Origin of the sequence: Paenibacillus sp. L3-i20 (assembly GCF_022180385.2) — a bacterium.
Classification (GTDB): domain Bacteria; phylum Bacillota; class Bacilli; order Paenibacillales; family Paenibacillaceae; genus Pristimantibacillus.
In genome coordinates this window covers 2246906-2267616 of the sequence record NZ_BQME02000002.1, presented here as the reverse complement: position 1 = coordinate 2267616, position 20711 = coordinate 2246906, and the positions used below count along the sequence as shown (strand labels likewise).

Annotated in this window: 23 protein-coding genes; 17 read left to right on the top strand and 6 right to left on the bottom strand. The window is 41.9% G+C overall.

The features are described from left to right. Positions 1–88: 88 nt before the first annotated feature. A complete protein-coding gene (thrC, locus tag MFF31_RS24335; RefSeq protein WP_238191760.1) occupies positions 89–1486 on the top strand; it encodes a threonine synthase in 1398 nt (465 codons plus the stop codon). 150 nt (positions 1487–1636) lie between these two features. After that, complete coding sequence (locus MFF31_RS24330; protein WP_238191758.1) at positions 1637–1882, top strand: hypothetical protein; 246 nt, start codon at positions 1637–1639, stop codon at positions 1880–1882. Positions 1883–2012: 130 nt separating this feature from the next. On the opposite strand, the gene MFF31_RS24325 is transcribed toward MFF31_RS24330, so the two are convergent. Then, the gene (locus MFF31_RS24325) at positions 2013–2882 is read right to left on the bottom strand and encodes an AraC family transcriptional regulator (protein ID WP_238191756.1); all 870 of its coding nucleotides are present in this window, start codon (positions 2880–2882) and stop codon (positions 2013–2015) included. Between the two features lie 152 nt (positions 2883–3034). Here MFF31_RS24325 and MFF31_RS24320 point away from each other — a divergent pair, with 152 nt between their 5' ends. The 5 genes from MFF31_RS24320 (at position 3035) to MFF31_RS24300 (ending at position 7434) form a co-directional block, all read left to right on the top strand. Next, positions 3035–4093, top strand: a complete 1059-nt coding sequence (locus MFF31_RS24320) for a Gfo/Idh/MocA family protein (RefSeq protein ID WP_238191754.1) — start codon at positions 3035–3037, stop codon at positions 4091–4093. Further along, positions 4090–4965: a sugar phosphate isomerase/epimerase family protein gene (locus MFF31_RS24315; RefSeq protein ID WP_238191752.1), complete on the top strand. Its 876-nt coding sequence runs from the start codon at positions 4090–4092 to the stop codon at positions 4963–4965. The genes MFF31_RS24320 and MFF31_RS24315 overlap by 4 nt, the downstream gene beginning before the upstream one ends. A gap of 27 nt (positions 4966–4992) precedes the next feature. Beyond that, complete coding sequence (locus MFF31_RS24310) at positions 4993–5883, top strand: sugar phosphate isomerase/epimerase family protein (RefSeq protein ID WP_238191750.1); 891 nt, start codon at positions 4993–4995, stop codon at positions 5881–5883. A gap of 216 nt (positions 5884–6099) precedes the next feature. Next, the gene (locus tag MFF31_RS24305; RefSeq protein WP_238191748.1) at positions 6100–7032 is read left to right on the top strand and encodes a manganese-dependent inorganic pyrophosphatase; all 933 of its coding nucleotides are present in this window, start codon (positions 6100–6102) and stop codon (positions 7030–7032) included. 99 nt (positions 7033–7131) lie between these two features. Next, positions 7132–7434 carry a DUF6509 family protein gene (locus MFF31_RS24300; protein WP_238191747.1) on the top strand — a complete coding sequence of 101 codons (303 nt, stop codon included), beginning with the start codon at positions 7132–7134 and terminating at the stop codon, positions 7432–7434. 65 nt (positions 7435–7499) lie between these two features. On the opposite strand, the gene MFF31_RS24295 is transcribed toward MFF31_RS24300, so the two are convergent. Next, on the bottom strand, positions 7500–8147 hold the full coding sequence (locus tag MFF31_RS24295) for a metal-dependent hydrolase (protein WP_238191746.1): 648 nt from the start codon (positions 8145–8147) through the stop codon (positions 7500–7502). 304 nt (positions 8148–8451) lie between these two features. Here MFF31_RS24295 and MFF31_RS24290 point away from each other — a divergent pair, with 304 nt between their 5' ends. From MFF31_RS24290 to MFF31_RS24280, 3 genes are all read left to right on the top strand, one after another. Next, a complete protein-coding gene (locus MFF31_RS24290; protein ID WP_238191745.1) occupies positions 8452–8829 on the top strand; it encodes an ArsR/SmtB family transcription factor in 378 nt (125 codons plus the stop codon). A 290-nt stretch (positions 8830–9119) separates the two neighbouring features. Beyond that, complete coding sequence (locus MFF31_RS24285; protein WP_238191744.1) at positions 9120–10160, top strand: cation diffusion facilitator family transporter; 1041 nt, start codon at positions 9120–9122, stop codon at positions 10158–10160. 120 nt (positions 10161–10280) lie between these two features. Further along, positions 10281–10670 (top strand): hypothetical protein, encoded by a 390-nt coding sequence (locus MFF31_RS24280; protein ID WP_238191743.1) that lies wholly within the window; start codon positions 10281–10283, stop codon positions 10668–10670. Positions 10671–10901: 231 nt separating this feature from the next. Here the strand turns inward: MFF31_RS24280 and MFF31_RS24275 are convergent, their stop codons facing one another. Further along, positions 10902–12167 carry a BaiN/RdsA family NAD(P)/FAD-dependent oxidoreductase gene (locus tag MFF31_RS24275; protein WP_238191742.1) on the bottom strand — a complete coding sequence of 422 codons (1266 nt, stop codon included), beginning with the start codon at positions 12165–12167 and terminating at the stop codon, positions 10902–10904. Between the two features lie 109 nt (positions 12168–12276). Here MFF31_RS24275 and MFF31_RS24270 point away from each other — a divergent pair, with 109 nt between their 5' ends. From MFF31_RS24270 to MFF31_RS24240, 7 genes are all read left to right on the top strand, one after another. Beyond that, on the top strand, positions 12277–13116 hold the full coding sequence (locus MFF31_RS24270; RefSeq protein ID WP_238191741.1) for an alpha/beta hydrolase: 840 nt from the start codon (positions 12277–12279) through the stop codon (positions 13114–13116). 39 nt (positions 13117–13155) lie between these two features. Beyond that, the gene (locus tag MFF31_RS24265; protein WP_238191740.1) at positions 13156–14889 is read left to right on the top strand and encodes a two-component system sensor histidine kinase NtrB; all 1734 of its coding nucleotides are present in this window, start codon (positions 13156–13158) and stop codon (positions 14887–14889) included. 93 nt (positions 14890–14982) lie between these two features. Beyond that, positions 14983–15417 carry a BrxA/BrxB family bacilliredoxin gene (locus MFF31_RS24260; protein WP_238191738.1) on the top strand — a complete coding sequence of 145 codons (435 nt, stop codon included), beginning with the start codon at positions 14983–14985 and terminating at the stop codon, positions 15415–15417. Positions 15418–15430: 13 nt separating this feature from the next. After that, complete coding sequence (nadE, locus tag MFF31_RS24255; protein WP_238191736.1) at positions 15431–16240, top strand: ammonia-dependent NAD(+) synthetase; 810 nt, start codon at positions 15431–15433, stop codon at positions 16238–16240. Positions 16241–16502: 262 nt separating this feature from the next. Continuing rightward, a complete protein-coding gene (locus tag MFF31_RS24250; RefSeq protein ID WP_238191734.1) occupies positions 16503–17918 on the top strand; it encodes a copper resistance D family protein in 1416 nt (471 codons plus the stop codon). A 32-nt stretch (positions 17919–17950) separates the two neighbouring features. Next, positions 17951–18403 carry a holo-ACP synthase gene (acpS, locus tag MFF31_RS24245; protein ID WP_282570589.1) on the top strand — a complete coding sequence of 151 codons (453 nt, stop codon included), beginning with the start codon at positions 17951–17953 and terminating at the stop codon, positions 18401–18403. A gap of 64 nt (positions 18404–18467) precedes the next feature. Beyond that, on the top strand, positions 18468–18695 hold the full coding sequence (locus MFF31_RS24240; protein WP_238191732.1) for a hypothetical protein: 228 nt from the start codon (positions 18468–18470) through the stop codon (positions 18693–18695). A 109-nt stretch (positions 18696–18804) separates the two neighbouring features. Here MFF31_RS24240 and MFF31_RS24235 read toward each other — a convergent pair whose 3' ends face one another. The 3 genes from MFF31_RS24235 to MFF31_RS25275 form a co-directional block, all read right to left on the bottom strand. After that, positions 18805–19671: an IS3 family transposase gene (locus MFF31_RS24235; RefSeq protein ID WP_238192240.1), complete on the bottom strand. Its 867-nt coding sequence runs from the start codon at positions 19669–19671 to the stop codon at positions 18805–18807. Between the two features lie 35 nt (positions 19672–19706). Next, positions 19707–20138: an HTH domain-containing protein gene (locus tag MFF31_RS24230; RefSeq protein ID WP_238191093.1), complete on the bottom strand. Its 432-nt coding sequence runs from the start codon at positions 20136–20138 to the stop codon at positions 19707–19709. Positions 20139–20298: 160 nt separating this feature from the next. Further along, the gene (locus MFF31_RS25275; RefSeq protein ID WP_282570587.1) at positions 20299–20658 is read right to left on the bottom strand and encodes a c-type cytochrome; all 360 of its coding nucleotides are present in this window, start codon (positions 20656–20658) and stop codon (positions 20299–20301) included. Positions 20659–20711: the final 53 nt, after the last annotated feature.

The following is a 20711-nucleotide window of genomic DNA, read 5'->3' as shown; positions in this document are numbered from 1 at the left end:
ACATATTCGATTTTCAACGCAAACGATGATAAAATGCTTAAAAGAGCTAATCCACGCGCGACGCGATGGCATGTAGGAGGAAATACAGATGGAGTACATCAGCACACGAGGCAAAGTAGGCAAAATTGGCTTTATCGATGCATTTATGATGGGACTAGGGGATGACGGTGGACTTTTAGTTCCAAGTGAAATTCCACAAATCTCGACGGAAACGTTAAAATCATGGCAGGAGCTTAGTTATCAGGAGCTTGTACTTGCTATCTTTTCGTATTATACGAATGGTGAAATTCCGGATGAAGATCTGAAAGAAATGGTTGAAGCAAGTTATTCAACTTTCCGTGATCCTGAAGTGACACCAGTGCGACGCATAAATGACGAATTGTATTTGCTTGAGCTGTTCCATGGACCAACCTTCGCATTTAAAGATATCGCATTGCAGTTTATGGGTCAGCTATACACGTATGTAGCTGCTAAACAAAACAAAAAAATTCATATTCTCGGAGCAACATCTGGAGATACGGGAGCTTCCGCTATTCAAGGTGTTAAAGGTAAAGAGGGTATCAAAATTTGTATTCTTCACCCAAATGGCAAAGTCAGCAAAGTGCAAGAACTGCAAATGACTACTGTGGAGGAAGATAATGTACTTAATTTATCCGTTGAAGGCAACTTCGACGATTGTCAAAGAATGATCAAAGATTTGTTTGCTGATCTAGAGTTTAAGTCAACTAACCACCTAGCTGCAATCAATTCGATTAACTTCGTGCGTATTCTTGCGCAGACGGTATATTACTTCTATTCATACTTCCAAGTTGCGAAAGCGACAGGTTCCTTCGAGAAGGTTAACTTTAGCGTTCCAACAGGCAACTTCGGTGATATATTTGCTGGTTACTTGGCGAAGAGAATGGGTCTTCCAGTGAACAAGCTAATTTTGGCTACGAACGAAAACAATATTTTGGAGCGATTTATCCAAGAAGGCGTGTATATGCCGGGTGATTTCCGTTCGACTTATAGTCCTTCCATGGACATTCAAGTGGCGAGCAACTTCGAGCGTTATTTGTATTATGTCCTTGGTGAAGATGCAGAGCTGATTAATCGCTTAATGGCTCAATTTAAGTCAGAAGGCGAGATTTCAATTTCTGCTGAGGCGCTTAGTCGAGTTCAGGAAGAGTTTGCTGCCCATGGTGTAGGTGGACAGGAATGTTTGGATACGATTTCCGATTATCAAGCGAAATACGGGTATTTGCTTGATCCACACTCTGCTTGTGGTGTAGCAGCTCATGAGGAGTGCGGAGGAGACAAAGTAATCACGATTTCACTTGCTACAGCACATCCAGCTAAGTTCGATGAGGCTATTAAGCTTTGTGGCATTGAACAGTCTTTCCCTACGGAAATTGCTTCTCTATTTAATAAGCCCCAACGTCAAGTGTTGGTTGATGGTGTATTGGCTGATGTTGTTACAGAGCTGGAGAAGTTTTATAACGCGTAATGCTATCGTAAAAGAATAAATGGTTAACCGTCTCACAGATTGTTAAATTCTGTGGGGCGGTTTTTTTGTGTCCACAGTGTCTAAGGTGATACAACTTTTAGCAGAGAACAAACGTTTCATCTCTAATAAAGATTCCTTTAGGGGGACGAAATGAAAAGTCGCTGGGTTTTCGTAATGATAATAGTTGTATTATTAGTTACAGGTTGTACTACTCAGAATGAACGGGAAGATTTTGCTTCAAAGCCGTGTAAATTGGCAATGGACGCAGATATGTTAGCAGAAGCGGTAGCTGGAAAGTTGAAAGGGGTAGGTCCTGCGATCGGCGATAGTTTAGAAAAATGGAATAAAATATATGGAGAGCCAGATTCCACTGGAATTCGGCAAGCCTGCTTCTGAAAACACTTCGAATATGGGAGAAGGAGAAGAGTGTTTTTTGACTTATGAAGCTGGAGACTATAATTTATATTTTACATATGAAAATGAAAAAGCAGAGAAAGGTCATCTCTGCTTCAAATTGAAATAGTTATTAAGATTCTCTCAGCTTAGATGGGGGAATCTTTTTATGTTTTTTAAAAGTGCGACTGAAATAATAAATATCGTTAAAGCCGGTTGCTGAAGCCACCTCGGAAACTGTAAGAGGAGTGTGACGCAGCAAGTAATCTGCTCTGTCGAGGCGTGCAGCAGTAATGTACTCCGTGACGGTGCGTCCTGTTAGCAGCTTAAACAATCTACTGAAGTGGAAGCGGCTAAGGCCAGCAATGCCCGACAATTTCTCTATAGATAGTTCTTGTGTGTAATGTTCATCAATATATCTAAATACAGGCTCGAACCGTTCAACATTTTTGATACGCTCAGCATATTCATCCCTCGATAAGACGGTTGCGACATAGCCCCTAAGCAGCAACGTTAGCAATCGATAAAGCTCGGATTTAATTGCAAGCTCATAACCAAATTCACGTTTACCAAGCTCATCGATTAAGGAGAGCATACAAGCGCTTGTAGCCATATCACCCCGAATATGGTTATGAAGCAGCAGTCGATTTTGTGTAATGGGTGCTATAAATTTTGTTTCAGCGGCATCAACGAACTGACTGTGCAGCAAGGATATATCCGCGATAAGCACGTAATAGATCACATCTGACGATAAGCTCACGCCGTAGTGCAGCTCATTGCTGTTAATAACGATCAAATCACCGGGTTTTGCCATAATTGGTGTAGAGCCGCATTCGATGATGGCTTCACCGGATTCAAAAAATAAAAATTCAAGATGCTCATGCCAGTGGTGAGGAAATATAACAGTACCTGCTTGCTGGAAGTGTGATTTATGCATCTTGATCGGGAAGCGGGGGTCTGGCATACTCATCGTCTCACGCAATGCTTCAAATTTATTCAGCATCTTGAACCTCGCTTTCAAACAGCACATTTGTACAAACAAACCGCACACCTTTACATGGCTTTAAACTATGAAACCATTATAATACGAAAGTATATACATGCAAAGGCTTACAACATAGGTGTCCATTTCGATTCGCTAAGGAGAGACTAACAATGAAACCAGTACAAATCGGTGTTATAGGAACTGGCTCTATCTCATCATTACATCTTGATGCATACAAAAATAATCCAAACGCAATCATCTATGCGGTGTGCGACTTGAATGAAGAGCGTGCACGTGCTGCAGCAGAGAAGTATGGTGCGGAGAAGGTTTATACCGATTATCACGAATTGCTCGCTGATTCTGGTATTGATGCAGTCAGCATCTGCACCTGGAATAACACTCATGCGGAGATTAGTATCGCAGCAGTTCAAGCTGGGAAGCATGTGCTAGTTGAGAAGCCACTTTGCAGAACAGTTGAGGAAGCGCTTCAAGTGCAACGTGCTGTTGAAGATTCAGGTAAAATTTTGCAAATTGGATTCGTTCGTCGATATGACGCTAATGCTCAGATGCTTAAATCTTTAACGGAAAGCGGAGAATTCGGAGAGATCTATTATGCTAAAGCGACTGCATTTAGAAGATTAGGCAATCCTGGCGGTTGGTTTGCGGATATTGAGCGATCAGGCGGCGGCCCGCTTATCGACATCGGCGTACATGTTATTGATCTTTGTTGGTACATGATGGGGCGTCCAAAGCCTGTATCCGTAAGTGCTAATACGTATCGGAAGTTAGGGAATCGTTCGAATGTAGAGCATTTGTCCTTCTATAAAGCAGCAGATTATGACGCTTCCAAAAATACAGTTGAAGATATGGGTAACGCTCTTATTCGCTTTGAAAATGGTGCATCTCTTGCAGTTGAAGCGAGCTTTACGATTCATGCCAAGGACAATGAAAGCTTTGTTAAGCTGTATGGAGATAAAGGCGGCATGGAAATTGATCCTGAGGTCGTTATCGTAACGGAAAAAAATAATACAATCATTAACTCATATCCTCAAACGGATCATAAGGGCTTTCATTTTGAAAGTGCATTCCAAAACGAGATCAATCACTTTATTGATAATGTTACGAATGGCACAAAGCCGATTAGTCCGGTTGAAGATGGCGTAGAAATAATGAAAATATTGTGCGGTATTTATGAGTCGGCTGCAAGTGGATCGGAAGTGAAACTATGAAGCTTGGCGTTAGCACGTACAGCTTGCATAATGCCTACTTGTCGGGCGAGTTAACGATGCCGGGTATTATTGACTATATCGCAAGTATCGGTGCAGATCATGTGGAGATTGTTCCGATTGATGTTTCATTTCCGGATAATCCAAACTTAATAGAGGAAATTAGACTGGCAGCGGAGCGGAATGGAATTGAGCTTTCTAATTATGCGGTTGGCGGCAACTTTGTTGGACTTAGCGAAGCGGATTGGGAGATTGAGCTGCAAAGGATAAAGCGTGAGGTAGATGCATGTGCGGCGCTTGGAATTACTAGAATGCGTCATGATATCGCCATTCCTAAAGATTTTACTGCTATAACAGATTTCTCAATTGGTCATTATCTTGCTGAATCGCCTCGTTTAATTGAGGCTTGCCGCCAGATTGCAGAGTATGCGGACAAATACGGCATAACTACCAGTATAGAAAATCATGGTTTCTTCGTTCAGCAAAGTGATCGTGTTAAGGCTATCGTTCAAGCGGTTGATCGGCCGAACTTCCGTACTACGCTTGATGTTGGTAACTTCTTATGTGTCGACGAAAACCCAGCAGCAGCTGTAGCGAACAATATACAGCTCGCATCCATGGTACATGTCAAAGACTTCTATTGTCGTCCTTCATATCGTAATCCGGGCGAAGGCTGGTTCAACTCAACGAATGGCAATTGGCTGCGGGGCGCAATAGTAGGACAGGGCGATATCGATATGCCTCATGTTCTTCGAATTGTGAAAGAAAGTGGATATGATGGATACATTTCTATTGAATTCGAGGGTATGGAAGAATGCAAACAAGCTACAAAGATAGCTTTTAATTATGTACAGAAGCTCTGGGCGGAACTTTAATAGACGAATGAAGGAGTGAGTTGAGCAATGTCAGCACCTATTATAACGAACAAAATCGGGGTTATTGTAGATAGTTTTCAGGTTGGTGTTAAGGAAGGATTGGTAAAAGCAAAGCAGGTAGGCGCAGACGGCGTACAAATTTATGCGGTGAAGGGGGAACTTGATCCTGCTAATCTTTCACCTGCTGCTAGAAAGGAATGGAAGGCTTATATTGAATCATTAGGTCTAGAAATTTCTGCACTGGTAGGAGATCTAGGTGGACATGGCTTCCAAGACCCTGCACAAAACAGAGAGAAAATTGAGAAATCCAAACGAATTATGGAGCTTGGGTTCGATCTAGGTACTAATATCGTTACAACTCATATTGGAATAGTACCAGCAGATAACAATAGCCGAGTTTATGAAACGATGCATACTGCTTGCGAAGAGTTAAGCCGATTCGCAAGTGATATGAATGGATATTTTGCGATTGAGACTGGTCCAGAGTCATCCGCCCAATTGAAATCGTTTCTTGATGGTTTAGGTACAAAGGGTGTATCTGTTAACTTTGATCCTGCGAACATGGTCATGGTAACTGGAGATGACCCCGTGCAAGGCGTATACAATCTTAAAGATTATATCGTCCACACTCACGCAAAGGATGGCATTAAGCTTGGTCATATCGATCCGCGTGACGTATATGGAGATTACGGTTATGAGGTTGAGCTTGATCATGAGAAAATTGCTATTATGGCGGAATCGGGATCAGCTTTCCGTGAAGTGCCGCTTGGTGAAGGTGGCGTAGATTGGAACGGCTACTTACAGGCGCTGAATGATATTGGCTACAAGGGTTACCTGACTATCGAACGTGAAGTAGGAACAAATCCAGAAGTAGATATTGAACTTGCCGTTAATTTCCTAAAGAAGTTTAGAGGATAAAAATAAAGGCGTTTTACAGTCGTTTAGCGACTTGTGAAGCGCCTTTTTTGTCGGAAATGGAGCCAAATGTAATTTTTTGCGTTTAATTCAGTGTAAAGGTATAGGAATAAGGTGAACTAGCAGTTATAATCTTTTATAGTAAAAGATTTGTATTAGTAGACCGAAGCGGGATGGACGTTTCACCGAGGTCAAAAAAACGATTAAGGAGTATTTCAAATGACAAAAACACTTATTTTTGGTCACAAAAACCCGGATACGGACACGATTACTTCGGCTATCGCCTATGCAGAGCTGAAGAGCAAGTTGGGCGCAGACGTTGAAGCTATTCGTCTTGGCGAAGTTAACGGAGAGACTCAATATGCATTGAACTATTTCGGTATTGAAGCACCACGTTTAGTAGAAAATGTTTCAGACGAAGCAAAAGACGTTATTCTTGTCGATCATAACGAGCGCCAACAAAGCGCAAATGATATTGATAAAGTGCGCGTAATAGAAGTTATCGATCACCACCGTATTGCTAACTTTGAAACAAGCGGACCGCTTTACTTCCGCGCTGAACCTGTTGGTTGTACTGCGACAATTTTGAATAAACTGTATAAAGAAAACGGCGTAGCCATCCGCAAAGAAATTGCTGGTCTTATGTTGTCTGCTATCATCTCTGATTCCTTGTTGTTCAAATCACCAACCTGTACAGATCAAGATGTTGCTGCAGCGCGTGAGCTTGCTGCAATTGCTGGCGTTGATGCAGAGGCATATGGATTGGACATGCTTAAAGCAGGCGCTGATCTTAGCGACAAGACGATTGCACAGCTTATCTCCTTGGATGCAAAAGAATTTTCGATGGGCAGCTACAGAGTTGAAATCGCACAAGTTAACGCGGTTGACACTAACGATGTATTGAACCGCCAAGCTGAGCTTGAAGATGCATTGAACGTAATTATTGCATCTAAAGGTCTTGACCTGTTCGTGCTTGTTGTTACTGATATCCTTAACAACGATTCCATCGCGCTTGCGCTTGGAAGCAAAACAGACGCAGTAGAAAAAGCATACAATGTAACGTTGGATGATAACAAAGCATTGCTTAGAGGCGTTGTATCCCGCAAATCGCAAATCGTTCCTGTTTTGACAGAGACGTTAAGCGCAATGTAAGATACAATTAAATTAAGTTTGTGTTGGGCAGTTTGGAGCTTCTTAATGAGCTTCAGGCTGCCTTTACGTATTTTGTTAGGGATAAGGGGTAGATAAAAGATGTTTAGCATTCAAGAATTCAGCATCGAGAACATGAAGGACCCGTTCGGTATTTTATCTGGAGATCGTTATGAGCTTCTTCTTGATCTAGAAGTGGAAGAGGATGACGAGCTTTATTTAGAAGAAGGCGTAAGATTGCGTGTTATTTATGTGAAAGAGAAAGACGGCAGCTCGCGAATTGTAAAATATGAATTTCTTAACGCCTCCACCAATGGATATGTAGACATGGAGATGGAAGCTGAAGAAGAGGCGTTCGTGGACGCATTTTGCAAGGAACAATTGGAATTACCCATTGAGGAATAATTGATTTAATGGCTAATCGATATACCTGTGCTCCAGCACCAAGTGGTGTAGGAGCACAGGTATTTTTACTTTAGGCGCAGTTTAAATGATTTTTTTGTTAAAGGGTACAGCCACTTTACGCCGCTTGGCGTAAGGGTATCTGCTACGAGGTGGGAAATGTAGCCTAGCATTGCAGTTACTCCTAATCCGGTTACTCCAAGCTCCTGCTCAAGTCCCCATCCAATCCATCCCCAAAACGGGATGATCCACAGTGTATGTGTCATACCTCTATGTTTGAGCCAAGGCGCCCAGCCTACAAATAATCCAAGTCCCATTAACCACGTTTGCTCGTGAGAAAATCCATGATAGATGAGATATAGACCAACGATGCTAACAAGTGCATTTCGTACAAATCCTTGTTTCATAACTAAACCAGCTAGAACAGCTGCAAAGCTGCCTCCAGCTATAATTGGCGAGATGGTCTTACCGGATAAGAAGAAGTATGTGATCAAAATGAGATACAATACGGCTCCCCATAGTGAAAATTCGCGAATCCGTTTGCTGAGCTTCGTTAGTTTGCTTGTGAGCATGCTTGGACCATCAAGATCTGCACATAATGCTGAAAATCCCGCGACCCCGATAAAAAGAGCCATTTCGCCAAGATCGGATGAATAATAGATTGCTGAAGCAGCTCCAATAGCTGCCCCAATTGCAAGATGTGTTTTTCCTGTCATCTTTTCCTCCTGAGACTGATCTAGTTGATTATGTATGCGGTAAATAGCTGATTCTACCATTTAATAATAGATAAGTACAATTCATAGTGTTCAATCTGCTTTTTTAAAATATAAGAACTTATAAGTTTTTAATCTTATAAGAGGCTTATATTTCTTCGCGAAACGAAAACTAAGCCTCCAAAGGACGGCTTTAGCCGTTTACGCTTGGGGAAAGCTTTTTGAAGATAAAATATCATTTGTACGAAATCATTTGGACATCGTGCTATAATGGGCTTTAAACAGTACAGGTTTGGTGGGGTGAAAGATGGATAATGTAGATATTGGAGTAGCTTCTGCTTCATGTGAGGATACATGTGCAGGGACACAAGTGGATATTGCAACAGTTAGAGGTAAACTTATCGATGATACAACTGCTGTAGAGCTTTCTGATCTATTCAAAGCTCTGGGCGATCCGACACGGATACGTATTATTCATGCACTTCTTCAATCAGAGCTATGTGTACATGATTTGACTGAAGTGCTCGTGATGGGTCAGTCTGCCATTTCTCATCAATTAAGGCTGCTGCGAAATATGCGAATTGTGAAGCGTCGTAAAGTGGGCAAGACCGTATTTTATTCTTTGGATGATGATCATGTAGAGCAGCTAATCGTTCTCACTCTTCAGCATCTAAAGCATGGATAGCATATAGAATTAAATGAGAATAGTACAATTAAAAGACTATGTTAATCGTTCACAACTCTTAGTAGAGTGTGTGAACGAATAATATGGTCTTTTTGCTCTGTAGAAAATGTAGCAACGTCACTCTCCATGGGAATAGGTTAAAGATGAATATCGATTCCAGGTGTATCCTAAGGCAGAAACAGGGGATTAATAAATAGCAGTTGCACAAAGGGAATTGATACCATATAATACATATGAGCATGTGTTCATATGTTGTAATCGAACCTAAGTTAAAGGCAGGAGGAAATAGTATGAGTAATAAACACGAGCACGGACATGAGAACTGTAAGCATGGCGATCATGAATCTGATCGCAGCGGGTTAACTACACACGGGTCCGATCATTCTGGTCATAACCATAGTCACGGCCATAGCCATGGTCACCATGGTCATCATCACGGTCATGGCCATCACCATCATCATGGTCCGAATAATAAGGCAGGTTTATTAATCGCACTGATTATTACATCTGGTATTATGTTTCTTGAATTTTTTGGTGGGTTGATTACTAATTCACTTGCATTGTTGTCAGATTCGGGTCATATGCTTAGCGATGCTGGGGCACTAGCACTTAGTTTAGCTGCTATGTTTCTTGCTGCCAAAGCTGCTACTCGCAAAAAAACATTTGGATATCATCGCTTTGAAGTGTTAGCTGCATTGCTTAATGGCGTTACATTATTTGTTATCGCAGGATTTATTATTGCAGAGGCTGTCGAAAGGTTTAGTGAACCTCCGACAGTAGCCAGCGGTTCCATGATGATCATTGCTAGTATTGGACTTTTAGCAAATCTTGCAAGTGCATGGTTTCTTATGCGCAAGAGTGACGTGAAAGGCAATCTAAACGTAAGGAGCGCTTACTTACATGTTATTGGGGACGCTCTTGGTTCAGTTGGTGCGATAGTAGCAGGTTTGCTCATGCAATTATTTTCGTGGTATATCGCTGATCCAATCATTAGTGTTGTAGTTGCCTTGTTAATTTTGAAGGGTGCTTGGGGAATTATTAGATCGACGATTCATATCCTGATGGAAGGGACTCCTGATACGATAGATTCGGATAAGGTGAATACTGATTTACTTGCAATCGATGGTGTTCTTGATGTGCATGATTTGCATATTTGGACCGTAACATCTGGAATTGACTCATTGACCTGTCATCTGCGTATTGAAGATGGCTCAGATAGTCAGCTTATATTGCAACAAGCGATAAAACTTCTAGAAGATAAGTTCCAGCTCCAGCATACGACTATCCAAATCGAATCTTCGGGAATCAAACATGCGGAATTAAAAATATAAGTGATGCAATAAAAAATAGCTCAGATTGTTAATAAGCAGTAATGTTTTCCCTAGTATGTTGGCATGCTAAAAGCAGAACTATTGAACACAATGGAATAGTTACTGAAAGGGAGATGTTTTTTGTCACAACAATCAGCTATATTGTTCGACTTTAGTGATAGCAAAAGTGCTGATTTAGCAAGCAATATGCTGCAGGAGCTTGGTTATGAGCCCGTTATGCATAACAATAGTCGCTTGCATATTCATATTGAAGGCAGTGATTTGACATCAGCACTCGAAATTGCCCAATCTCATGGCGGTCAATTGGTGGAGCAGACGCATATTGCGGCAGAAGCTATTACAAATACGACTTATGCGCTTAATGCAATAACGATTCCTGCTCATGTCGTTAATGAGGACTTGGTGTATGAAGAGGAACTTCATAATTGGAATGCCAAGGCGAATGATGCTAATGAGTTTCTGCCTGACCCGGAGGAGTACAATCATTTAGCTGGCGATGTTCATATCTAAAAACACGCCAATAGAAGTTCACGTTCACTACGTAATCAAAAGATTAAGTTTCGAGTAGCAAATGTCGTAAACAATGCAAAAAATGACGTGCCAACCGGCACGTCATTTTTATGTTTACATATCTAGAGGAACACCTAGGATGAACGGTGGAATGAATAGACTAATTACCATACAGATAACCTCGTTCTAAAATCATTGTTATCAGTTCAAAACTGATTCCTCTTATTGTACTCACGACAACTTATTCTCTGCCGCATGTTTACCAGCATTATAACCAGTTGTGAAGGCAGCAGTTATGTTATATCCGCCGGTGTAGCCGTGGATGTCTAATATTTCCCCACAGAAATATAAGTTGTTCATGAGCTTTGACTGCATCGACTTCGGATCTATTTCCTTAAGGTTAACCCCGCCCCCAGTAACAAAAGCTTCTTCAATAGACAATGTTCCGTTTATCATGACGGGGAAAGCTTTAGAAATCCGGGCCAACTCTAACCAAGCTTGCTTAGGAATATTATCGTAAGTTACATGCTCTTGGAGCCCAGATTGCTGGAGCAATAAGGGGATAAGCTTTTCTGGAAAATAACCTTTGAGCACATTTTTTATACTTTTGCGAGAGTCAATTTTGCATAACTCTAATGTTTGGTTAAACACTTCATCAGCAGATAAATCGGGTGAAAGATCAATCGTTGCTTTAACGGACTCAGCACCGCTTTGCTTTAGTCCTTTAACTACAAATTGGCTGCAGCGCAGCGCAATAGGACCAGATATACCAAAGTGAGTGAAGATCATATCTCCATCATGTTGAATGACCTTTTTGCCTTTTGCGTTCCAGATGGATAAGGAAACATTTCGCAGGGAGAGCCCTTGCAGCTCTTTACTGCGAATGAAAGAATCGTTAGATGTCAGCGGTACTTCTGTCGGAAAGAGATCTACGATAGAGTGCCCTGCCTGCTCTGCCCAACTATATCCGTCACCTGTTGAACCAGTTTGCGGAACAGATTTACCGCCTACTGCTACGATGACAGCTCCTGCACGAATAGTTTTACCCGATTTCAGTTTAACACCTACAGCACTGCCATTTTCATAAATCACTTTCTCAACGGGGCTGTTGACAGAAATGTCTACTCCAAGCGCACGAACCTTATTAACTAAAGCATCGACTACAGTTTTAGCTTTATCACTTACTGGAAACATGCGTCCATTGTCTTCTTCTTTCAGCCGAATACCGAGACCTTCAAAGAAACTCATAATATCTCGATTATTAAATACAGCAAAGGGACTGTATAAATACTTTCCGTTTCCTGGAATATTTTTGATTAGTTCATCAGGTTCCTTTGCGTTAGTAACATTACAACGGCCGCCACCAGAAATGCCAAGCTTACGTCCTAGCTTGTCTCCTTTATCCAAAAGCAGTACTTTGGCGCCGTACTCGCCTGCTGATACACTTGCCATTAGTCCGGATGAACCGGCTCCCACTACAATTACATCATAGTTCATTTTCATACTCCTACAAAATCGATTATATTCCTGCAACATTTTCTGTATTCAATTTCATGGTTTAAAGTATAATTTAATTATTATACTCGGGCAAGGAGATGGATAAGTAATGTTGCGTGAAGAATGGGAAACATTAGGTGCTGGTGCCAAGAGGGTTTATGTGAGGGAGTGGCTGCCAGTGGATCAGACCTCTAGAGCGATTGTCGTCATTTGTCATGGACATGGAGAGCATGGAGAACGTTATCAATTTGTAGCCAAGCAATTAACCGATGCAGGTTATATCGTAGTTGCGTTTGATCATCAGGGTCATGGTCGATCGGAAGGAAAGCGTGGACATATGATTTCGCTGAGCGCTGCATTGGATGACACGATCCGCGTTATGAAGGAAGCTAGCAATAGACATCCTAATCTTGAGATGTTTTTATATGGACACAGTATGGGTGGAAATATCGCACTCAATTGCGCACTTAGACATAAGCCAGAAATTTCGGGATTAATTCTTGCCAGCCCTTGGCTGCGACTTGCATTTAAACCATCTGCGATCAAAGAATGGGTTGGACGTGGGGTAGCTGTTGTTTTGCCGAGCCTACCTATGTCTACACCTTTGAAACAAGAAGATTTGTATCGTCCAAGCAAGCTCAATATCGCTCCGCTTAGTGATGATCCGCTTAATCATACAACAATCACTCCAAAAACGTATATCGAGGTTCAGGCCGCAGGTGAATGGGCTCTTCAACATAGCAGGGATCTTCATGTACCATTGCTGCTTATGCATGGGACTGGTGATCGTGTCACTTCTTATGAAGCAAGTAAGCAACTCGGAATTAGCCTAGGTGAACAATGTGATTGGGAATCTATTGAAGGTGGGCTGCATGAACTTCATAACGATACAAATGGTGACGAGGCAGTAAGCAAAATTGTTAACTGGTTGAATGTAAAGCTTCCATAATAGCACGATTCATGTTTCTAGAAGGAGGCTAAGCCTATATTGATAAAGGATTTACTACTCCAATTTTTCTTATCCGTCTTACCAGTATTTACTTTTCTTCTTTTGCATAATAAGGAGCATAGCTGGAAGGGTTTCGAGAATTTTATTGCAATAATGAGTGGTATATCTATCGTTCTATGTATGTTGACCACCTCAGTAATTCATCAAAACGAGGTCGATTTTCGCCTTGTTCCATATCTGATTGGTTCACTTTACGGTGGTTATAGAGCTATCATTGGGCTAACCCTGTTATATGCAGGTCTGCACGTTGTAACAATAGTAGGTCTCAGCGAAAAAATATTATTTATTATTTTTATTATAATTGTTACAGCTATTTTACTTGTTATCAGTAACTCTTATAAGGCAGTTCCTGCAGCTCGCAAAAAAAATATAGGTATTGTTCTTATTAGCGTTTTGGGTATATATCTGCTCATCAGTACGATCATATTTATGTCGCAGAAAAATGTCCAGCTCCTATCAGAAATCACAATGCACTTTTTAGTTTCGGTAGTTGGACTTATTTTGGCTAGCTGGCTCTCAATCTATATCATTGAAAATATTAGTGAGAAGCAGCAACTTCTTTTTAAAGTAAAACAGTTATCTTCCAGTTATAGGAACGAAGCCGAAAAGTTACAACAATTTATAGATAGAGCTCCACTGGCTGTTATGATTGTAGATCAAGAGGGTATTATTACGCACGTAAATGAAGAGTGTTTGAATCTTCTTAGTTTGCAAAACAATTATTCAAGTGTAGATGAATTAAAGAACGTTCATTACAGAGATGCCCTTGGATCGAAGGAAAGCAATATTAGTTCCAAACTTCTAGAACAAGCATTACATGATAAAGCATTGCATGACAAAGCGAATACTACGCTAACGAATACGGATGATCAAAAAATGGTATTTTACACCAATGTAACTTTGCGTGATATGACCAACAATGACGTATCAGGAGCTGTATTAATTGCGCAGGATGCGACCGAGCTTAGTCGACTCCGTGTAGAGATTGGACGGATGGAAAGACTCAGCCTTGTTGGACAAATGGCTGCAAGTATAACACATGAAATACGCAATCCAATGGCGGTCATTCGAGGATTTGTACAGCTCATACAAGAACGAAGCCCGCAGAACCACTATGAATACTTCAAAATTATATTGAATGAACTGGATCGGACTAATCTTATCATTAACGACTTTCTGTCTCTTGCCCAAAATAGGAAGCTTAAGATGGAGTCCACATCGCTGAATGCAAGTATTAACGAGCTTGTTCCATTACTGCAAGCAGATGCGAATATGAGGGGACAAACAGTAGAAGTTGATTTGTGCCCTGAGCTGCCGCCTTTGATGTTGAACGATCGAGAAGTGAAGCAAATGTTGCTTAACATTGCGAGAAACGGGATGGAGGCAATGCGAGAGAAGGGAATCCTCCGAATTGCCACACATCATACTGAGGGAGAAGTCAGTATACATATTTCGGATAATGGGATCGGGATACCGCAAGATAAGATGGTGAACTTATTTGAGCCTTTTTTTACAACCAAATCAAATGGAACTGGATTAGGCTTACCTCTTTGCTTAAGTATCGCTGAGCGCCATCAGGGACGAATAGATATAAAAAGCGTGGAAGGAATTGGGACAACTTTTATTATTACTTTTAAGATATCAAAAATTGAAAAAGTACATAGTAGTGTTGATGATATGGAGTATTCCTATTCCAAAGTGGCACAAAGTTAAGAAAGCAATCAAAGAAATGACTTTGGTTGCTTTCTTTTCGTAAGGAACGGTATAATATAAGCTAAATTCAAGATATTAAAGGAGTGTGTCAACATGTCGATGTCATTTGAAAGATATATGGTAGATATGGTTCAACCAATGCGTGATGATCTTACAAAATTAGGTATTGAGGAGCTTCGTACACCAGAAGATGTAGAAGCTAACGTTCCGAATGAAGAAGGTACTGCACTCATCGTTGTCAATTCGGTATGTGGATGTGCAGCTGGTCAATGTCGTCCAGGCGTTGCTCAAGCTTTGCAACATTCTGTTACACCTAATAAATTGTTTACAGTGTTTGCAGGACAAGATAAAGAAGCAACAGCAAAAGCTCGTGAATATTTTGCACCGTACCCTCCATCATCACCTTCCATCGCTTTGATGAAAAATGGAGAGTTAGTTCATTTCATTGAGCGTCATCAAATCGAGAATCGTTCTGCAGCTGATATTGCTGCTGATCTGACTGAAGCATTCGATAAATATTGCGTTTAATAGGAGCTGCCATATGACATTACAAGAGCAAATTATTGAACGTCTCGGTGTGAAGCCTTCAATTGATCCAGAGGTGGAAGTACGCAAGCGGGTAGATTTCTTGAAAAATTATGTACTGAATTCCGGTACAACAGGTCTGCTCATTGCAATTAGTGGAGGTCTCGATAGTGCGGTTGCTGCTGGTTTGTGCAAGCGCGCGACGGATGAACTGAGTGCGGAAACTGGCAAGGAATATATGACGCTGGGAGTATTCCAGCCATATGCTGAGCAATCCGATATTTCGGACAGCTATGCGGTTGCGGAAGCATTTGCTCTTACGCATAAGGTGGAGACAAATATTGGAGAAGCTGTAGACGAAATGGCGATTGAGGTAGAACATAGCTTCAAAAAGCTAGGTATCCACCGTCATATTAGTCGCGGCGGCAAAGGTAATGTCAAGGCAAGAACACGTATGGTCATGCAATACGCGCTAGCGTTCGATTTGAATTTGCTAGTAGTTGGCACCGATCATGCATCCGAAGCTATTACAGGCTTTTATACAAAGTGGGGAGATGGAGCTGTAGATATAACTCCACTCAGCACACTCAACAAGCGTCAAGTTCGGCTCATAGGCGCACATATCGGAGTACCCGACAGTGTGCTGCACAAAGCACCAACTGCTGGGCTTTGGGAAGGCCAAACGGATGAAGATGAGCTTGGCATCAAATATGATGATAACAGTGATTACCTAGAGGGCAAAGAAATAGCCGATGCAGTCCGTGAGAAGCTGGAAAAGCAATATTTAAAAACGGAGCATAAAAGATCCCCGATTCCGGGTATCTAATGTTCCTCATACATTAAGCCGTTTTAAGATACATGTATCTTAGAACGGCTTTTTTGAGCGTCCAAAACAAGTCAATTAAAACATATATTGAAATATGGCCGCATATTGGTAAGTGGCGATGAATCAGTTAGTTCACATTTGTTTCACCCTATATAGCCCGTTCGAGTCATGTCGAGTTGTTTAGTCAATGATAGTATAAGTACTACTGTCTGTATCTAATGGAGGTTAATTTTGAAATGGGATTTTGTACAAAGGGCTGCTTATGAAGAAACGTTACGTTTACATTAGCATATTAGTTATGTTGTGGGCATGTTTGCCTGGCTTCGTCTCAGCGGATGCTTATTACGGATTTGAAATGGAAGGCGAAGGCATTGCTTTGGGAGCAAGTGCAGAGTCTCTGGATGAATCACAAGAACATGATCATTCAGGCGGTCAACGCTTGATGGTAGTGCTTCGTATATGGGATGTTGTTGCAGGCATATTATTAGGCGCTTCATTATTTTTCCGCTACGTTCTTTGGAGAGATAAAGAAGCGAAATCTCCAAAGGGTTTTACATTAGGGGCAGAACGTATCGTTATGATAGTTGCCGCATTGATTTGGTTTGCATCGGGATGTTACCGAATCAACATGTTAGTAGAGCAGTTTGGCGGCATCCCGTGGAGCACAATAGTTACATCAACGATGGTAGGGCATGTCGCACTACTTAGACCGGCAGCAGCAATACTAATATTCATTTTGGCATTTGCTCCGCAAAGGGATGGCATATGGGCAAATCCGTTGAAAATAGGTATTGCAGTAGTAACTGTAGTTACATTCCCGCTTACGGGTCATGCCTACGCATCGATATCTGAAGGTGGAGCAGCAATTGTCGCTCACTGCATTCATATGGCTGCCGCCGTAATTTGGGTGGGTGGTTTAGCAGGTATTTGGTCGCTTACTTATGATCGGAATAGCATCGAGCAATTGCATGTGACAGCGGAGCGATTTTCGAAATGGGCGGTATCCAGCATTGTTGTAATCGTAATAAGCGGTATATGGCTGACGGCTGATCAACTTACGGCATTGGAACAGCTTTGGAAGAGTGAATATGGCAAGTTAGCCCTAGCTAAATCCATCTTATTGCTGCTTATTGTTGGTATTGCAGCACTACATCGCAAGCTGCGATCTGCAGCTCAAGGCACGAGGGCATTAATTATTGGTGTTCGGGCAGAAATCGTGATGGCTGTTGGGTTAATTGTTTTAGCTGGCTGGTTATCTACAACTTCTCCTCCACCACAAGTTAGTGCGACGCCTGGTATGGAGCCGATCTATTGGCATGTTATGGGTGAAAAAGCTCATATGACGTTAAGGGTAGATCCAAAGGATGATAGCGATGTTCAAGTCGTTCGACTGAGCGTATGGCTGCCGGAGAATCTTGAAGCTCCACAAACAGTTAACGTTGCTCTCATCAAAGATGGGGGCGGATCAAGTAATAAGGCTAGTACTAGCAAAGTTGTAATGCCGGTTCAGCCTGTACCGCTACAAAATGAGCCGTATTCATTCCCTGGATTTACGAAGTATAACTATGAAGGAGAAGGAACCTTCTTCACTGCTGCCGACACCGGTATGTTGACAGTGGATGTTACAGATTCAACAGGAGAAACCCATCATTTTGAGCGCAGTAGCAAAAAAGAATAAAGGTTATCCGGCTGAATACTAGGATGTAATTGTTGACAACCTCACGACCATCTGCTAATGTCACCATCAAGGAAAAGGCAGGTGTTCGTGTGATTATTGGCATTGGACATGATTTATCAGCTGTTCATCGAGTGGCTGAGATGTTAGAAGGGAAAATTGCGGAACGTTTCATATTGCGAATATTGACAGAGAGCGAAAGGGCAATTGCCGCGACTTATCGCGGGGCCCGTCTTCATCAATATGTGGCTGGACGATTTGCGGCAAAGGAATCCGTATCAAAAGCATTTGGTTGTGGTATTGGGACTTGTCTCGGTTTTCAAGATATCGATATTATTCGTGATGAAGTTGGTAAGCCTAGTTGCAAATTAAGCGATGGAGCATGGCAACGATTGAAAATGGACCCTAACACTGTTCGCATACACATAACGATAACTCATGAACGTGATATTGCCTCCGCCTTTGCTGTCGTAGAACGCATTATATAGTCACCTTTCGCCCATACTTGGAATGTATTAGATAGTAGAAGTATGCGGTGGAAGGAGCATGACTATGAGAGAACTTCGGGAGCAACGGGTAAAGCGCCGGTTTAAAACAGGACATATGGTGCAGTATGATGGATTGTATTGCGATGATTGGGGAGATGATTTACTTCTCATTCGTGGTGATTTGTTTCCGACCCATCCACAGATGGGGGAGACAAACTGGACATATGCCGGTCCAGCTGTCTTGCATGTAGCCAGATCACCCAAATTGAACGGACAATTTATCGGATACTAACATATAAAATAATCACCCCATCGTGATGAGGTGATATGAAAAAATGCTGTTGGCCCTGAGTGTGAACTGTGACCCTAATTGTAGACAGTTTATATAAACACCCTCAGTCTTAACTAGCAAGGAGATGACCTCTGAATTCGTCAGGGGTCATCTTTTTTAACGACCATTGATACCGCTCGGAGTTGTAGTAGGCAATGTAATCAGTTACACGTGCCCTTACCTCATTGATAGTCTGACAATCTTTAAAATCAACCTCATCTTTCATATGCCCAAAGAATGATTCCATCGAAGCATTATCCCAGCAGTTACCTTTACGGGACATGGATTGCTTAAATCCAGCTTTCTTGATTTGAAGCTGTATCTTAGGATGCGTGTAGTGCATGCCTTGATCAGAGTGAAAGATTGCTTCGGGATGAACATTTCCATCTAGCCGTTCCAACAAGCGATGAATCGTTTGTTCGACAAGTGGTAGCTCTAATGTAGTAGCGACGTAATCGGCAAGAATTTGTCTGGTTGCACCATCCTTTACACACGAAAAATATGCCCATTGGCCGCTTCCATACCGCAGATATGTGATATCGGTGAGGAATACTTTCTCTGGCTCTCCTTGGTCAAACTGACGCTTCAAAAGATTTGAGCATGTCAAATGCTCCTGCGTTGCCTTGGCCATTCTCCGATACGGATTCGCTTGTCTGATCTCCGCAACGAGATTGAACTTGCGCATAAGACGACGAATTTTCTTGTGGTTCATGATGACACCGCTGATTTGCTCCAGACGCATCTTGATTACGAGGGCTCCAGCCCTACCCCGCAATGCTTCAAAGTGTTGCTTGATGAGTTGTATGTCCTGTTCATCATCAGCTGCTCGGAGCTGTCGATATGGTTCTGCTTTAACCCACCTGTAATACCCACTTGTGCTTACCATAGCAAGTTCACACAGAAAACGCGTCATACGCTGTAGCCCATGCGTTCGGATGGAATGGTTAATAATCTCATAGCGCTCGGAAGGTGTTAACGTTTCTTTTTCTGCCGTTCGAGCGCCTCTAGCTTTTTTAGAAAGTCTACCTCAGCTTCTAATAATTTAATTTTGGCTCTCGCTCTGTGTAATTCTTCTTCTGCAGACAAGTCAGTGGTGGGCCTTGGTCCACCACTACCTTTACCTCTCCGATCTTCTTGAATCCCTAATTCCCCAAACTTCGCGTATATGTCGCGCCAGCGTTTTAAACTATTCTTGGGTTTTTTGTGACCGATGAGACTCAGGTCAAAGCCAGCCTTAAGGAATATCTCGACAGGTGTTTCCCCTTCTTGGTAGGCCCTTAACGCAGAGAGTTTAAACTCAGGCGTGTATGCAATGTTTGTCTCCGATACATGCTGTACATTTGGATTCGCTTCTAATCTTCTCCTATTCTCTTCAGTGAATAACTTACGATTCAAATTCCTCATATTTTCATTCCGCCCCTCACCATTACTCTGATTAAAACACAAAAGACCCACAAGAAGGGCACTTTTTTTAAAGTGTCTTTCTTGTGGGTCACAGTTCAAGTGCCGACAGCATTTTTTGTTGTTGGAGTTCTATCCATCCATTTTAACGAACATAACAATATTATTTTTTAGTTGAGAGCCACTCGGCTAATGAAGTAATTTCTTCCAAAGTCAATGTATCCTTGAATGGGGGCATCGTACGTTCTCCATTTTGAATTTGCTTCAAAAGCTCGTCTTCGCTCATGCGGGAACCTATTCCCGTTAAGTTTGTATTTGCTCCGACTCGTCCTTGTAATTCGCTACCATGGCAGCTTATACATTGAGCCTTATAAAGTGCTGCGACTTCTGAAGGGGCGTCTTGAAGTGCTTTGCCAGCAGACTTCTTAACTGGACTTTCTCCCCCACATCCGATTAGAGTTAGTAAAAGTAAAGTGGCAATAAGCAATTTGACTGTTTTTAAAGTAATATGTATTGAGGGCACAGCGAGTCCTCCTTCCATTTTTCATACGTTGTTCATAGTTAAATAGGGTTATA

Coding starts and splice junctions, on each gene's coding strand:
- MFF31_RS24300 (WP_238191747.1), top strand. CDS start 7,132: ATGTTTAGCATTCAAGAATTCAGCATCGAGAACATGAAGGACCCGTTC.
- MFF31_RS24315 (WP_238191752.1), top strand. CDS start 4,090: ATGAAGCTTGGCGTTAGCACGTACAGCTTGCATAATGCCTACTTGTCG.
- MFF31_RS24240 (WP_238191732.1), top strand. CDS start 18,468: ATGAGAGAACTTCGGGAGCAACGGGTAAAGCGCCGGTTTAAAACAGGA.
- MFF31_RS24320 (WP_238191754.1), top strand. CDS start 3,035: ATGAAACCAGTACAAATCGGTGTTATAGGAACTGGCTCTATCTCATCA.
- MFF31_RS24295 (WP_238191746.1), bottom strand. CDS start 8,147: ATGACAGGAAAAACACATCTTGCAATTGGGGCAGCTATTGGAGCTGCT.
- nadE (WP_238191736.1), top strand. CDS start 15,431: ATGACATTACAAGAGCAAATTATTGAACGTCTCGGTGTGAAGCCTTCA.
- MFF31_RS24310 (WP_238191750.1), top strand. CDS start 4,993: ATGTCAGCACCTATTATAACGAACAAAATCGGGGTTATTGTAGATAGT.
- MFF31_RS24290 (WP_238191745.1), top strand. CDS start 8,452: ATGGATAATGTAGATATTGGAGTAGCTTCTGCTTCATGTGAGGATACA.
- thrC (WP_238191760.1), top strand. CDS start 89: ATGGAGTACATCAGCACACGAGGCAAAGTAGGCAAAATTGGCTTTATC.
- MFF31_RS24275 (WP_238191742.1), bottom strand. CDS start 12,167: ATGAACTATGATGTAATTGTAGTGGGAGCCGGTTCATCCGGACTAATG.
- MFF31_RS24325 (WP_238191756.1), bottom strand. CDS start 2,882: ATGCTGAATAAATTTGAAGCATTGCGTGAGACGATGAGTATGCCAGAC.
- MFF31_RS24230 (WP_238191093.1), bottom strand. CDS start 20,138: ATGAGGAATTTGAATCGTAAGTTATTCACTGAAGAGAATAGGAGAAGA.
- MFF31_RS24285 (WP_238191744.1), top strand. CDS start 9,120: ATGAGTAATAAACACGAGCACGGACATGAGAACTGTAAGCATGGCGAT.
- MFF31_RS24270 (WP_238191741.1), top strand. CDS start 12,277: ATGTTGCGTGAAGAATGGGAAACATTAGGTGCTGGTGCCAAGAGGGTT.
- MFF31_RS24305 (WP_238191748.1), top strand. CDS start 6,100: ATGACAAAAACACTTATTTTTGGTCACAAAAACCCGGATACGGACACG.
- MFF31_RS24260 (WP_238191738.1), top strand. CDS start 14,983: ATGTCGATGTCATTTGAAAGATATATGGTAGATATGGTTCAACCAATG.
- MFF31_RS24250 (WP_238191734.1), top strand. CDS start 16,503: ATGAAGAAACGTTACGTTTACATTAGCATATTAGTTATGTTGTGGGCA.
- MFF31_RS24330 (WP_238191758.1), top strand. CDS start 1,637: ATGAAAAGTCGCTGGGTTTTCGTAATGATAATAGTTGTATTATTAGTT.